The sequence below is a fragment of the Fluctibacter halophilus genome, from assembly GCF_020687825.1.
GTDB classification, from domain to species: domain Bacteria; phylum Pseudomonadota; class Gammaproteobacteria; order Enterobacterales; family Alteromonadaceae; genus Fluctibacter; species Fluctibacter halophilus.
The window spans coordinates 829,996-844,956 of record NZ_JAJEWP010000001.1 but is presented as its reverse complement, the minus strand read 5'-3'; the positions used below and the strand labels follow the sequence as shown (position 1 = coordinate 844,956).

General features: G+C 53.0%; 12 protein-coding genes. 5 read left to right on the top strand and 7 right to left on the bottom strand.

What is annotated here, in order from left to right; translation table 11 throughout:
• Positions 1 to 29: 29 nt before the first annotated feature.
• Complete coding sequence (locus tag LJ739_RS03940) at positions 30 to 587, bottom strand: dienelactone hydrolase family protein (protein WP_229157294.1); 558 nt, start codon at positions 585 to 587, stop codon at positions 30 to 32.
• 158 nt (positions 588 to 745) lie between these two features.
• Between LJ739_RS03940 and LJ739_RS03935 the strand changes: the two genes are divergently transcribed.
• On the top strand, positions 746 to 1,183 hold the full coding sequence (locus tag LJ739_RS03935; protein ID WP_229157293.1) for a nuclear transport factor 2 family protein: 438 nt from the start codon (positions 746 to 748) through the stop codon (positions 1,181 to 1,183).
• A gap of 61 nt (positions 1,184 to 1,244) precedes the next feature.
• Here the strand turns inward: LJ739_RS03935 and LJ739_RS03930 are convergent, their stop codons facing one another.
• From LJ739_RS03930 to LJ739_RS03915, 4 genes are read right to left on the bottom strand one after another with little or no spacing between them, the layout of a single operon-like run.
• Positions 1,245 to 2,009 (bottom strand): SDR family oxidoreductase, encoded by a 765-nt coding sequence (locus tag LJ739_RS03930; protein WP_229157292.1) that lies wholly within the window; start codon positions 2,007 to 2,009, stop codon positions 1,245 to 1,247.
• A gap of 16 nt (positions 2,010 to 2,025) precedes the next feature.
• Entirely contained in the window at positions 2,026 to 2,790 is a 765-nt protein-coding gene (locus LJ739_RS03925; RefSeq protein WP_229157291.1) for an SDR family NAD(P)-dependent oxidoreductase, read from the bottom strand.
• Positions 2,787 to 3,794 (bottom strand): NADP-dependent oxidoreductase, encoded by a 1,008-nt coding sequence (locus LJ739_RS03920; RefSeq protein ID WP_229157290.1) that lies wholly within the window; start codon positions 3,792 to 3,794, stop codon positions 2,787 to 2,789. Before LJ739_RS03920 ends, LJ739_RS03925 begins: the two co-directional genes overlap by 4 nt.
• Before the next feature lie 18 nt (positions 3,795 to 3,812).
• Positions 3,813 to 5,615: an acyl-CoA dehydrogenase gene (locus LJ739_RS03915; RefSeq protein ID WP_229157289.1), complete on the bottom strand. Its 1,803-nt coding sequence runs from the start codon at positions 5,613 to 5,615 to the stop codon at positions 3,813 to 3,815.
• A gap of 149 nt (positions 5,616 to 5,764) precedes the next feature.
• Between LJ739_RS03915 and LJ739_RS03910 the strand changes: the two genes are divergently transcribed.
• The 3 genes from LJ739_RS03910 to LJ739_RS03900 all read left to right on the top strand — a co-directional run bounded on the left by LJ739_RS03910 (position 5,765) and on the right by LJ739_RS03900 (position 9,758).
• Entirely contained in the window at positions 5,765 to 6,751 is a 987-nt protein-coding gene (locus LJ739_RS03910; protein ID WP_229157288.1) for a GlxA family transcriptional regulator, read from the top strand.
• A gap of 240 nt (positions 6,752 to 6,991) precedes the next feature.
• Positions 6,992 to 9,319 (top strand): TonB-dependent receptor, encoded by a 2,328-nt coding sequence (locus tag LJ739_RS03905; protein WP_229157287.1) that lies wholly within the window; start codon positions 6,992 to 6,994, stop codon positions 9,317 to 9,319.
• A 172-nt stretch (positions 9,320 to 9,491) separates the two neighbouring features.
• Positions 9,492 to 9,758, top strand: coding sequence for an RNA recognition motif domain-containing protein (locus LJ739_RS03900; RefSeq protein ID WP_229157286.1), 267 nt, complete (start codon positions 9,492 to 9,494; stop codon positions 9,756 to 9,758).
• A 45-nt stretch (positions 9,759 to 9,803) separates the two neighbouring features.
• Here LJ739_RS03900 and LJ739_RS03895 read toward each other — a convergent pair whose 3' ends face one another.
• Positions 9,804 to 12,947: an efflux RND transporter permease subunit gene (locus LJ739_RS03895; RefSeq protein ID WP_229157285.1), complete on the bottom strand. Its 3,144-nt coding sequence runs from the start codon at positions 12,945 to 12,947 to the stop codon at positions 9,804 to 9,806.
• Positions 12,944 to 14,167: an efflux RND transporter periplasmic adaptor subunit gene (locus LJ739_RS03890; protein ID WP_229157284.1), complete on the bottom strand. Its 1,224-nt coding sequence runs from the start codon at positions 14,165 to 14,167 to the stop codon at positions 12,944 to 12,946. Before LJ739_RS03890 ends, LJ739_RS03895 begins: the two co-directional genes overlap by 4 nt.
• Before the next feature lie 445 nt (positions 14,168 to 14,612).
• Between LJ739_RS03890 and LJ739_RS03885 the strand changes: the two genes are divergently transcribed.
• Entirely contained in the window at positions 14,613 to 14,921 is a 309-nt protein-coding gene (locus LJ739_RS03885) for an isoamylase early set domain-containing protein (protein WP_229157283.1), read from the top strand.
• The last annotated feature ends 40 nt before the right edge of the window (positions 14,922 to 14,961 follow it).

Here is a 14,961-nt window from a genome sequence, read left to right as displayed (position 1 = left end):
GACTGTGTAAATGAAAGCGCCTAACCCCATCACCGTTGTATCATTTCCACAAGCCATTCACTTTCCTGTTGTGCAGCCACAGCGTCATAGCCTCCCGATAGCGGATTCATAAAGCCATGAGGCGCGGTTTGTGAGCGCACGTTGACCTGAGGATAGCGCGCGAGATGCCCGATCACTGCTTGCTGATCAAAATGTCTTTCCCGATGGGCAAACACCACATCACAGGGCACCTGAGGACAGATGTCCAGCGCGTGACGGATCTGCCCCGGATAGTAGGTGATGACCCTTTCTACACAGGCCGGACGGCCGTGGGTTGTCATATGCCAGGCTGCGGCACCACCGGCACTGAAGCCCAGCAACGTCACTGGCTCTTTGCACGCAACCAAGGCGTCTCGTAAGCGGGCGACATAGCGCTCAACACCACCTTGCTGAACAAATGCCTGATAAGCCAGAGTTTCGTCACAGAACGTGGCATTGTCCGGATGCGCCGACATCACCAACGGCAATTGTTGCTCAAACAGGCCCGATAACCATTGCGTAAGCCGCGTTGTTACGCCAAATATATCGCTACAGATTACCCACTTCACGTTACGTCAGCCTCCCTTCAAAGCACCATTGTGCCAGCACTGTGCTGCAGCGAAAAGTCCGTTCAGGGGACAATGTTAACCGTTGCTTACGATTTGACACGCCATGACAAACAAATCGGCGCTACAGTACCGCTATAGAACCACACTGGAAGGACGCTATGCGTAGCATATTATTGATTGGCAGTCTGATGGTTTGTGCGTCGTTGCATGCCAAACAAAGCCTGTACGACACCATCGCGCAACTGGACACACAACTGTTCAGCGCCGCCAATGCCGGTCAACTGGACAGGGTCATGGACTACTTCAGCAATGATTTGGAGTTTTATCATGATACCGGCGGCTTGGGTGACTACCAGCAAACCCGCAACAGCCTGCAGCAAATGTTTGCCAGCCCCCATCATCCTACCCGTACCCTGGTAGAAGGAAGCATGGCCGTTTATCCCATCCAGGACTTTGGTGCCATACAAACCGGAAAACACCGTTTTTGTCATGAGGAGAACGGTAAACAGGACTGCGGAACATTTGATTTTGTCCATATCTGGCAACACACGCCTGAAGGTTGGAAAATTCGCCGCGTGGTCAGTTACGGGCACTAAAAAGGGCCCCATGGGCCCTTTTTAGTGCCCATGGGGCCCTTTTTTTAGTGTTCCGAAAAGGTCACGCCATCATGCCACCGTCAACCACTACGGTAGCGCCGGTGGTATAACTGGAAGCATCAGACACCAGATACAGTACGGTACCTGCCATTTCATCGGGACTCGCCACCCGTCCCATCGGAATGACCTTGAGCGCCTGTTTGAGGATCCCTTCATTGCTGGTCAGTGCCGAAGCAAACTTGGTATCGGTCAATCCCGGCAACAGTGCGTTGCAACGAATATTCAATCCTCCACACTCTTTGGCAAAGGCCTTGGTCATGCTGATCACCGCAGCTTTAGTGATGGAATATATGCCCTGCATGTCGCCGGGTGACAACCCATTCACTGACGCGGTGTTCAGGATCACGCCGCCGCCCTGCGCTTTCATTCGTTTGCCCGCTTCCACTGACATGAAAAAATAGCCACGGATATTCACATCGACCGTCTTCTCATAGGCCGATAATGGCGTATCCAGAATGTGGCCAAAATACGGGTTCGCCGCTGCGTTGTTAACCAGAATATCAATCCGTCCGAACTGGCTGTCGATGGCATTAAACAAGGCGTCAATCTGCCCCATATCACCCACATGACATTCCATAGCAGTAGCCTTCCCACCATTATCGCGAATACTCGAAGCTATCGCTTCGCAGCCATCCAGCTTGCGACTGGAGACGATGACATGGGCGCCATAACGGGCCAACAAGCGCGCAATGGACTCACCAATGCCCCGACTGGCGCCGGTCACCAGCGCCACTTTCCCACTTAAATCAAACAGGTTTTCGTTCACATTCACCTCCTGAGGATTAGGCTGTCAGACCACCGTCCAACACCACCGATTGTCCGGTCATAAAGCTGGACTCGTCAGAACACAGCCAGGCGATTGCCTTGGCGATTTCATCGACATGACCCAAGCGCTTCATCGGATTGGCATGAGTGATGTGACGTTGCTGTTTCTCATCCAGCTTGGCCAATGTGTTCTGCACCATGGGTGTATCAACGAAACTGGGACACACCGCATTGATGCGAATACTGGCTTTGGCATATTCAACCGCCGCAGACTTGGTCAGACCGATCACGCCATGCTTGGCGGCACCGTAGGCAGCAATGCTGGGAGCCCCCTTCACGCCAGCGACGGAAGCCAGGTTGATGATATGGCCGCCCCCCTGGGACAGCATGTGGCCAAGCTCGGCGCGCATACAATGCCAGACACCAGTCAGGTTGACCGCAATGTTGCGATCATAATCCTGCTGACTGACCAGGTGCATGGGCCCCGGTGCGTGATCAATGCCGGCATTGTTTAACGCCACCTGCACTGAGCCCAGATGCGCCACAGCGGCCTCGACAAAGTCATTGACCGCCACAGGATCGGTGACATCCAGTTGCCGGAACTCGGCTTGTCCGCCAGCGGCCCTGATCGCCTCAACAACCTGAGCACCACCGGCGGCATCGATGTCACCGAGGAAAACCCGCGCACCGCGCTCAGCCAGCACACGGGCGCTAGCAGCGCCAATGCCGGAGGCTGCACCGGTGATCAGGATGCCCTTAGCGGATACATCGGCCGCACTCATTGATCATGATCCACTTTCAGCACCAGCTTGCCGAAGTTTTCACCACGGAACAGCATCATCAAGGTGTCTGGGAAGGTATCGAGTCCTTCCACCACATGCTCTTTGGCTTTCAGTTTGCCTTCAGCAATCCAGGTCGCCATCTGCTGCGCTGCTTTGCCGTAGTTTTTCACGTTATCGAACACCACAATGCCTTCCATACGGGCACGGTTAACCAACAGTGACAGGTAGTTTGACGGCCCTTTTACGGCGGTGGTGTTATTGTACTGACTGATAGCCCCGCAAATCACAATCCGGGCTTTGAAATTAATCCGCGTCAGAACATCATCCAGAATGTCGCCACCAACATTGTCAAAATAAACATCGACGCCGTTCGGACACGCTCGCTTGAGGCCCGCTTTTACGTCTTCATTTTTATAGTCAATCACATCATCAAAGCCGAGTTCATCAATCAGGTACTGGCATTTATCCGGTCCACCGGCAATGCCCACCACCCGGCAACCTTTGATCTTGGCAATCTGCCCAACCACGGTGCCAACCGCACCGGCAGCACCGGACACCACCACCGTCTCGCCCTCTTTGGGTTGTCCGGTATCCAGGATGCCGAAGTAAGCGGTCATACCCGGCATCCCCAGCACACCGAGATAGCGCTCCAGTGGTGCCAGTGAAGGGTCAACCTTGTGCAATCCCTGCGTGGAAATCACGGCGTAATCCTGCACACCCAAGGTTCCATACACATGATCACCGGCGGCAAAATTGGGATCGGTACTTTCCAGCACTTCTCCGACACCACCGGCTCGCATCACCGCGCCAATCGCAACTGGCTCGATATAGGATTTCCCTTCGTTCATCCAGCCGCGCATGGCAGGGTCCAGGGAGATATATTTGACTTTGACCAATACCTGGTTGGCTTCAAGGCCTGGCAGGGTTTCGGTCACGCGCTCCCAGCATTGCTGGTCTGGCTCCCCAACGGGGCGTTTGGCTAAACGGAATTGTCTGCTTTGCATAGTGTGTCCTTATGTGCGTTAGAACCAGTCTGTCTTCATGTTGTGACAGGTGGTATTGGTTTGTTGCAACAGGGCGAAATCGCGGCTTACCAAAGGTAACTCCCACTCGATATAGTAGGCTGCCGCCTGTAATTTGCCCTGATAGAAATCGGCGTGTTGTTCACTGTCGGCTCCCTGTGCCAGACGTCGCTCAGCCCCGTGGGCCTGACGCAACCACATCCAGCTGACCACCAGCGAACTGAAGATATTCATAAAGCACTGGGCGTTAGTCAGGTGTACCGGTAATGCACTGGTGCGCAAATCTTTCTGCAGGGTGGTCATCAGTTCGGCAAATTGCTGCAGGTAGGGAGCAACTTGCGCGCTCAGGTTCTGGCACACCTCCCCTTTCATCTGCGCGAGGTCTTGTTGCAACCGCTGTTGCAACACCTGTAATCCGGCACCATTGGCCTGCCACAGTTTACGTCCCAGTAAGTCCAGCGCCTGGATGCCGTTGGTACCTTCGTGAATAGGGTTTAAGCGGTTGTCCCGCCAGCACTGCTCGACCGGGTATTCACGGGTGTATCCGGCACCGCCGAGTACCTGAATGGCCAAATCATTGGCCTTGACGCCGAATTCCGACGGCCAGGCTTTGACAACCGGTGTCAACAGATCCAGTAACTCCCGGGTTTGTTCCCGCTCCTCACTGTCAGGCAAAGAATGCACGTCATCGACCAGTCGTGCGGCATAAAAACACAACGCCATGGCGCCTTCGGTGTAGGCTTTTTGAGCCAGCAACATACGTTTCACGTCACCGTGCTCGATGATGGGTACTGCTGGCGTATCAGGCCCGGCACCTGTGGGCCTCCCCTGCAACCGGTCTTTGGCATAGGCCAACGATAACCGATACCCACGATAGCCGATCATGGCGGCGCCAAAGCCGACCCCGAGACGGGCTTCATTCATCATCTGAAACATGTAGCGTAGCCCTTGGTGTGGCTCACCGACCAGGTAGCCATGACAATCATCGTTGTCACCGAAACTTAGCGCCGTGGACGTGGTTCCCCGATAACCCAGTTTATGGATCAGGCCGGCCAGTGCCACATCGTTGCGCTCGGCAGGTTCGCCCTGTGCGTCAAGACGGAACTTGGGCACCACAAACAGGGAAATGCCTTTCACGCCAGACGGCGCATCCGGCAGCTTGGCCAGTACCAGATGGACGATGTTGTCGGACAATTCATGCTCGCCGGCAGAAATGTACAATTTGCTGCCTTTTACCCGATAGGTACCATCTCCTGCCGGCACTGCACGGGTGCGAATGTCGGCCAGCGAAGAACCGGCATGAGGTTCTGTCAGCGCCATGGTGCCGGTAAAACGACCGGTGAGCATCGGAGGCACAAAACGCTGTTGTAGGGTTTCGCTGGCAAAGGTCTGTATCACATTGGCTGCCGCCACCGTCAGGAAAGGGTACCCGGCGGTTGAAGGATTGGCCGCCATAAAGTAGCCGGAGCAGGCGGTCATGATGGTCTCCGGTAACTGCATGCCACCGGCGTCAAAATCGGCGCGCCCGGCCAGAAAGCCAGCCTCACAGTAGGCGTCAAAAGCAGCTTTCACTTCGGGGATCATGCTCACCGACTGACCGTCAAAGGTCGGTTCCTGCTGATCCGCTTTGTGGTTGTGGGTGGCGAAGTGCTCGGTGGCAATCTTTTCGGCGGTATCAAGAACTGCATCCAGGGTTTCCCGCGAATGTTCGCTAAAGCGTTGCCGCTGCAATAACGTTTCTGTGTCCTGCACGTCAAAGAGTTGAAACGGCAGTTCCAGAGGGGCAATCAAAGGTTCGGTCATGGTATTTCATCCTGCAGTTGAGGCCCTAGAGTGACACAACAAAGCCTTCGCGTTTAACTGTCATATATGACATTATTATGGTCATTTACGCCAACCATCACTGGGCTGAATAGCTCAGGGTAAGTGCCAATTATAGAAGGCCATTTATTGTGCATCAGGTAACCATTGTCGGCTTTGATCAAGCGTATGCCAGTGCCATCACCGGCGCGTTGGATCTTTTTGCACTGGCGGGGGTCAGTGCCCAGCGAATGGCCAGTCAGCCGGTCACACCACTGTTCTCGGTGCAAATCGCGGCATGGCAAAAGCAACCGGTACGCTGTATCAATCAACTGACGCTACAAAGTCAGGTCGCCATCCAGGATGTCAGCCACACGGATGTCCTGCTGATCCCGACCATCGGAGGCGATCCTGACCGGGTTTTATCGGATAACCGACGCCTGCTGCCCTTTATTCGCCAGCATTATGAGCAAGGTGCTGACATTGCCAGCAATTGTTCGGGGGCATTTTTCCTCGCCGAGGCAGGGTTGCTTAATGGCAAGCAGGCCACCACACACTGGGGGTATGCACAACGGTTTAAGCAACGGTACCCGGAGGTCAACCTGCAACCGGACAAGCTGATCACGGTACAGGACCGTATTTACTGTGCCGGTGGCGGCATGGCATGGTTTGACCTGGTGTTGCTGCTCATTGAGCGATTCTGTGGTCACGACATAGCCCGTAGCACCGCCCGCGCCCATGTGATCGACATGGTCCGCGGTGAGCAGGCAGCTTATGGTGAGGTGCGCAGCAAGAAGTACCATCAGGACAAGGATATTCTCGCCGTGCAAGACTGGCTGGAGCGAGAGTATGCCCAGCCCGTTAACCTGCAGACGGTGGCGCAACGATTTAACTTCACCCCCCGCACCTTTGTGCGTCGTTTTAAACAGGCAACCGGTGAAACGCCGCTGCATTATCTGCAACGGGTGCGAGTGGACGCGGCCAAACAATGGCTCGAACAAACCGCCGGCCCCATCGAGCAAGTGGTAAACCAGGTCGGTTATGACGACATTGCTTCATTCTCCAGACTGTTTTCGCGCTACACCGGCCTGACCCCGGGACAATACCGCAGCAAATTTAAACGAACCATCAATGAATAGTTAACCAGTTGTTGTATTTGTGGTTTTTTAGCTTCTGTGTGATCACGTTTTACGGAATACCTGCTACTATAAGTATCTGATTTTGCTGAAATAAAAGAAACATATGTTTCAATATTGATGTTAATGAAACATATGTTTAGACTGGTTATGCCTTGCACAACAGACACACTCACGTGGGCATTTCAGCACGATCACAACATGCACACGCAATAACAACACAAGCCACAAATTGGTGACACTATGAAACAATTAAAACGTACGGCGTTGGCACTTTGTGTTCAATCCGCTCTGTTCAGTCAGTTCGCACTGGCACAAGATGCTACTGAACCCACTCAGGCTGCCAAAGAGGCTGGTCTTGAAAAGATCACCGTAACAGCACAGAAACGTACCCAATCCATTCAGGAAGTACCGATCTCCATTGCCACGTTACACGGTGAACGCTTCGAAAGCATGTTCTCCGGCGGTGAAGATATCCTGGCACTGGCGGTACGTGTACCTGGCTTGTATGCAGAATCGTCCAACGGACGTGTTGCGCCGCGGTTTTATATCCGTGGCCTGGGCAACACCGACTTCGATTTGGCCGCCTCCCAACCCGTCTCCATCGTGATGGACGAAGTGGTGATGGAAAATGTAATCCTGAAAAGCTTCCCCCTGTTTGATGTCGAACAGGTCGAAGTTATTCGCGGCCCCCAAGGAACCCTGTTTGGTCGCAACACCACCGCCGGTATTGTCAAATTTGACTCGGTCAAACCCCGGGATGATTTTGATGCCTACCTGAAAGCCGGAGTCGGCACATTAGGTACATTCAATGTTGAAGGTGCCGTCGGTGGCGCATTGAGTGATGACCTGTCAGGTCGTTTCTCGTTCCTGTCGCAGGAGCGTGATGACTGGATTGACAACGGTTATACAGGAGCCAAACAAAAAGATGCCATGGGCGGCTTCGATGAAAAAGCCTGGCGCGCCCAGTTGTTGTATCGCCCCAGTGACGATTTTTCTGCCCTGCTGAACGTGCATGGCCGCGATCTGGAAGGCACCTCCACCATGTTTCGTGCCAATATCTTTGATAAAGGCAGTAACGACCTGAACAGCAATTTTGACCGTGACGTAGTGTACTACGACGCGGATTTGTCCAACAGTTTAGACGAAACCACGCCGTACGCACAGGATCGTAATCCCCAGGCCTACGAAGGCTATGGTGCTTCACTGAAGCTGGACATTGGCCTGGAAGACATGACCCTGACCTCCATCACCGCGCTGGAAAAAACCGATGGCTACAGCCTGGGCGACATCGACGGCGGTGTACAAACGTTTGGTCCTGCGGTAGATATGAACGGTGATGGCACTGTAGAAAACTCATTCCCAGGAACCATACCGTTTGGTGCTGTAACGCAAGATAATCTGGACGATTTGGAACAATTTACCCAGGAAATCCGTCTGGCCAGCGACACCGCCGATGCGATGAACTGGCAGGTGGGTGCGTTCTACTTTGATTCATCGTTTAACGTCACCAGTATCGATGGCTTCTTCGGTGCCACCACAGTGTTTCATGAAAACACCACCTGGGCGGTGTTCGGTCAGTCATCTTATCAAGTCAACGACAAACTGAACGTCACCGGTGGTATTCGTTACACCCACGATGAAAAAACCTTGCGCGTGGGACAGCAAAACGTTGGTGCTGTGAATTTCACTGGCGACTACGATGATATCAATGTCGACGATGGCCAGGTCAGCTGGGAGCTGAGCGCCAATTACCGCATCGACAGTGATGTTTCGGTCTACGCCCGGGTTGCCGACGGTTTCCGCGCCCAGACCATTCAGGGCCGTGACGTTGCCTTTGAAGGTGCACCTTCTGTGGCTGATGCTGAGACCATCCTGAGTTTCGAGGCCGGCTTTAAAGCCGACTTGCTGGACAACACCTTGCGCCTGAACGGTGCAGTATTCCACTACACCATTGATGACATGCAGTTCTCGGCCATCGGTGGTGATGCCAACAACACCGCCCTGATCAATGCTGACAAGGGCACAGGTTACGGCTTTGAAATCGACTCCCAGTGGCTGGTCAATGACTACCTGACCCTGACAGCAGGCTACAGCTACAACAAGACGGAGATCAAAGACGATAGTCTGACGGTGCTGCCATGTGGAACCAGCCCTGCAGATGAGTTCACAGGCAACTGTACCGTGTTTGACCCGCGTCCGGATGGTTACCGCGCAGTCATCGACGGTAACCCGTTCCCACAGGCGCCAGAAACCATCTTTAACGTAACGGCCCGTTACGCGACACCGATGGGCGATGATGGTGAGTTCTTTATCTTCACCGACTGGGCATGGCAGGGTAAAACCAACCTGTTCCTGTACCACGCGGCAGAATTCCGTACCAACAACAATGTTGAAGGCGGTCTGCGCATCGGTTACGAGAACTTTGAACACGCCTATACCATCGCGCTGTTTGGTCGTAACATCACCGACGAAGAAAACGTCAAAGGTGCCATCGACTTTAACAACCTGACCGGTATCGTGAACTCCCCCCGGATCTGGGGTATCGAAGCGAAAATCAGCTTCTACTAAACCAACCGTCACGTACTGACAATACCCCGCCTTGATGCGGGGTATTTTTTTGCCTGTCATCAACTCTTCACAAAACCGCAATGGATTACAACGGCGGGGTTGGCCACACTAAACACTCAACAATAATGGCTGGCAGTCTGGAACGCCTGACTGCCCTGACGACGAGCGATTTATGAAACTGTACATTGGCAACCTGTCCTATCGTATGACCAACGACGAGCTTAACAAAACGTTTTCTGCCTATGGCGATGTGCTGTCAACGCACATCGTGTTGGATAGGGAAACCCAGCGTTCAAAAGGCTTTGCCTTTGTGGAGTTCAGCGACAAACAAGCCGCCGAAAGCGCGATGCAAAGCCTGAATGGCAAAGAGCTGGCCGGCCGGACCATCGTGGTCAATGAAGCACGTCCCAAGCCAGCTCGCCAACGACGAGCTGGCTAAAAAAAAGCCCCGCCAAGCGGGGCTTTTTTATGCACGCAGATTAACCTAAGCGTTATCCGATACCGGCACACCGGCAGGCTGTTTGCGTCTGAACACACCTTTTATGTCGTCCAGGATCAAATACAACGATGGCACCAGTAACAGCGTAATCACCGTCGCAAACAGGATCCCGAATGCCAGCGAGATCGCCATCGGGATGACAATTTGCGCCTGCAAACTGCGCTCGAACACGATCGGCAACAAGCCCATAAAGGTGGTTAAGGATGTCAGGATAATCGCCCTGAAACGTTGACTACCGGCCTGAATCGCCGCTTCTTTGATGCCATGTCCTTCTGCCCGTGCGCGGTTAACAAAATCAACCATGATCAGGCTGTCATTCACCACGACCCCGGACAATGCGATGATCCCGCACAGTGACAACACGCTGACCGAATGGCCCAACAGTAAATGACCCGCAATCGCGCCGACGATACCAAACGGGATCACCGACATAATGATAAACGGCTGTGAGTAAGAACGTAGCGGGATTGCCATCAACGCATATATCGCAAACATGGCAAACAAAAAGCCCTGCATCAGGCTAACCAGTGCTTCGCCCTGCTCCCTGGACGCGCCTTCCAGGCGAAAATCAACACTGGGATAACGGGCCAGAAGGTCAGGAATAAACTCACTTTGCACCGTGGTTGCGATTTCATTGGGGTCGATGCGGCCTTTGTCGACTTTCGCGGTTACGGTAATGCTACGGTTGCCGTCAACACGAATGATCGAACCATAGCCTTTGCCCATATCCAGTTCTGCCACTTCAGAGAAAGGAATGTCCAGCCCTTGTGGCGTGCGGATACGCATGTTCTCCAGATTGCCTATCGAATTGCGCTGTTCTTTTGGATAACGGACCATGACTTTGACTTCTTCGTCACCCCGTTGTATCCGCTGCGCTTCAGCGCCATAAAAGGCATAGCGAACCTGCGTTGCCAATGCATCCAGTGACAGACCGAGGGCCTCCGCCTGAGGTTTGATATTGAGGCGGATTTCATCACTGCCACCACTGAACGAATCAGCGATGTCTGCCACACCATCATAAGTACGTAAGTGCGCTTTGAGCTCATTGGTGGCGCGACGCAGTTCATCTAACTTGTCACCGTTAAACTCAAAGGTCAGATCCGACCCGCCACCAGGGCCGCCCTGAGGTGTGCCAATCTCCACGGAACGTGCGCCTGGGATTTCCGGCATTTCGTCACGCCAGCGCTGATGAATGGTAAAGGCGTCGATATCACGGGTTTCACCCTTGGTCATTTCCACCAGGATCTGTCCGCTGGTATTGCTCTGATCAAAAGCAATCGTGTGCTTAACGACGCCTTCACCGAACTCATTTTTGACACTTTCGTCCATTCGGGTCAGTGCGGCGTACAGAATATCCATGCTTTGATCACGCTGAGCAATCGACGAGCCGGGTTCCAGCTCAATGGTGCCCGTCATAAAGTCACTGGGGATATTGGGGAAGAACACAAAACGCACCACGCCGCCGCCGAACAGGCCGATGGTTAAAATCAGCATGGCCAGAAACGACGCCAGCGTGACATACCGATGGGCAATGGCTTTTTGCAGGAAGGGGAGATAGCGCTCCTGAACGAACCATTTGATCCCTTCACTGAAAAAGTCTCGGAAACGTTGCAAGGCGTTTGCTTTGCTCGGATCATAGGGCGTTACCTTCATGTGCGCCAAATGCGCCGGCAGGATCAGCTTCGATTCGATCAACGAGAACACCAGACAAATGATCACTACCCAGCCAATGGTTTTCCAGATAACACCGAAGGTGCCGGGTACCAGCAGCATCGGCGTGAACGCCGCGATGGTAGTCAATACGCCAAACGTGGCCGGCATCGCGACCCGCTTCACACCGGTGATCACGTTGTCGATATTGTGACCTTTTTTATCGATCTCAGAGTAGGCTGACTCCCCCATGATAATGGCATCGTCAACCACGATCCCCAGTACCAGAATAAAGCCGAACAGACTGATCATATTGATCGACAGATTGAAAAACTCCATCGGCATAAACAACAGCGTGCCCAGGAAGCAAACCGGTAAACCCACCATTACCCAGGCTGCCAGTCGCAACTTGAGGAACAATGACAACACCAGAAACACCAACAGCGCGCCGAAAAACATGTTACTCAGCATCATATTTAATCGGTCGGCCAGGTAAAACGAACTGTCACCCCAGGTATCCGCGTTGATATGGGGCGGTAAGGTCTTTTTGCGCTCATCAATGAACGCATTAACCGTTTTAGAAATCTCCAACGCGTTCTGGTCCCCGACCGCCTGTACGCGAATGTTCATCGCCGGCTTGCCATCAAACATGGCGTAATTGCGATCTTCGACAAAGCCGTCGCGGATCTCGGCAATATCCCCCAACATCAGACGGGTACCGTCTTCACGGGTCAACAACACCAGATTGGCAAAATCCTGCCCAGTGTAGGCCTGACCTTTGGCGCGCAACAGAATATCGCCATCTTCCGAGCGAATTGAACCGCCGGGTAAATCAATCGATGAACGTCTGACCGCACTGACCAATTCACTAAAGGTCAGGTTGTATTCGAGTAATTTGGCTTCGGAAATTTCGACCGACACTTCATAGTCGCGGGTGCCGACCACCAAGACCCGTGACACGCCCGGTAAGTTGGCGATGTCATCGCGCATGTCTTTGGTGAATTCTTTAAGTTCACGCTCCGACGCATCACCGTACACGGCAACCCACAGCACATCCTGAGTCGCTTTCTGGCGATACACCACCGGCTTTTCGGTGTTTTCCGGGAAACTGGGGATCGCATCGACCTGCACTTTGACTTCATCCAGCAATTGCTGGGCATCGTAGTCTTCTTCTACTTCGATGTTGACCGTACCCATACCCTCGACGGCTGTGGCGGTCATCTTCTTGATCCCTTCCAGATCCTTTACGGCTTCTTCGATTTTAACCAGAACGCCTTCTTCAACCTCTTGTGGTGCAGCACCAAGATAAGGAACACGAACAATGATGTTTTTGAATTCAAAATTAGGAAAAACCTGCTTGTGTATGGTGTTGGCACCAAACAAGCCGCCAACAATCAATATCCACATCAACAGATTGGCTGCGACACTGTTTCGCGCAAACCACGCGATGATGCCGCTGTGGGTGTCTATTTTACTCATGCATCACGCTCCGTTTTTGCAATCGCGGTGTCTTTGCTCTCTTCCACGTCCTTTTCCACAGCCGGATCCTGCTCATCGCCAGGAAGACGAAGCGCCATGCCGTTGTAAGGGTTCGGAACCGCGCTGGTAATAACCTGCTCGCCACTGCGCAAACCGGCGGAGATATAGACGCTGTTTTCGTCGGCCCGCTGCACCACAACATCACGGATTTCCAGTTTGCGGTCTTCGCCAACAACCAGCACAGTGCCATCCAGACGAAGCACGTGGCGGGGCAAGACAATCATGTCGTCACCACGATTTCCGCTGATACGCGCCTGCACGAAGCGTCCAAACTTCAATGCCACACCCTGCGCATTGTCTGCACGTTGATAAGGGTCTTTCACTTCAGCCACCGCATAAATAACACGGCGCTGCTCGTCCAGAATGCCTTCATCCCGAGCCAGCATGCCCTGCCACTGCACCACCTTTCCGGCCACCGTGGCGGTGAGCTCAACCGGACTGCTTTGTCCGTCGGTTCCCGGTAGTTGCAGATAAGCCAAATCGTTATCACTCAACGGCATACGGACTTCTGCAACATCCGTGTTGTAAATCACACCGAGCTGTTTTCCGACCGTCACAAACTGACCGAGATCGATGTCTTTGCTACGCACCAATCCATCGTAGGGTGCACGAATGGTGGTGCGTTCCAGATTACGTTGCGCCCGTTCCAGTTGTGCCTCCGCGGCGCGAACACTGGCCAGCTCTTTGGCCAGTTGCGGCTTACGCAAGCCCAACTCTGGCGCAACACTGCCTTTCACCGAACGCCACTCCTCTTCAGCCACCTTGCCGCGCGCGCGCTCCTCTTCAAGCGCTGCCTGGGCACGGGCAAGTTCAGCCTGGGCAGTTTTCAAATCGGTGTTGTAGTCGGCCTGTTCCAACTGAACCAACACATCACCTTTTTTGAACATGCCGCCTTCGATAAAGGCCTCGGCAACAGACGTCACACGACCGCTCACCTGTGCACTGAGTACTGTTTGAATCTTTGGTTGCACCGTGCCCTGGGATTTGACCACAAACTGCAAATCCTCGCTGCTTACCGGTATGGCATTGACCAAAAAGGCTCGCTCTTCAACCTCAGCTTTTTCAGGCGGTTGTCGCATGTTAATCATGGCGGCTGCCACGACAATGGCAATCAAGACGATAATAAGTGGTATACCTGCTTTTTTCAGGACTGCTAACATGGACGTTCCCTTCTTCCTGTACTATGAAGTGATATGTGACTGTCTGTTTTTATAGTTGTAGACGGATGACCGCACGATTGTAGCGACATTGGTCCGGTATTGTCTTGCCAAAATGTTAAAAAGTGTGACAAGCAGCACACACAGGTACAGTCCCGCGCGACGCGACTTTATTACATCGTTATATACATTGGCATCTCTGTTGCAGATCACAGCGGTCGGGCGAGCAAATCGATGCGCGATGGCCAGATTGAAAATCAGCCATGCACCACCTGTGAGCTTATGGGGGCCGTTGTGCACCAATGCTTTGCAGGTCAGAGCAGTAAAACATCAAAAAAAGTAGACTTTATGCCCGCCAAAATGTAATTTTATTACATATATTGCTGTTTATTTGTTCTTTATGCGCAGTTTGTGACAATTTTGTGAAATTTAATTTCAGGAGAGTGACATGAGTGTCAAAAAGCAATACCTAAAGTCCCGTCCCGTGTGCAAAGTGACTTTCAAACTCAGTGCACAGGAGGCTCAGCAGGCCGACAGTGTCAAACTGGTGGGCGATTTTAATGACTGGAACAGCAACACGGCGCCAATGAAAAAGCTCAAAAATGGTGCTTTTACATCCACCGTCGAGTTGCCAAAAGACAACGAGTACCAATTCCGCTATCTGTTGAACGACAGTGCCTGGGAAAACGACTGGTCGGCAGATGATTACGTGCCAAGTGGTGTCGGCAATGAAGACAATTCATTGATACGGGTGTAAGCAATAAAAAAACGGGGAGCTGTTCAGCTCCCCGTTTTTT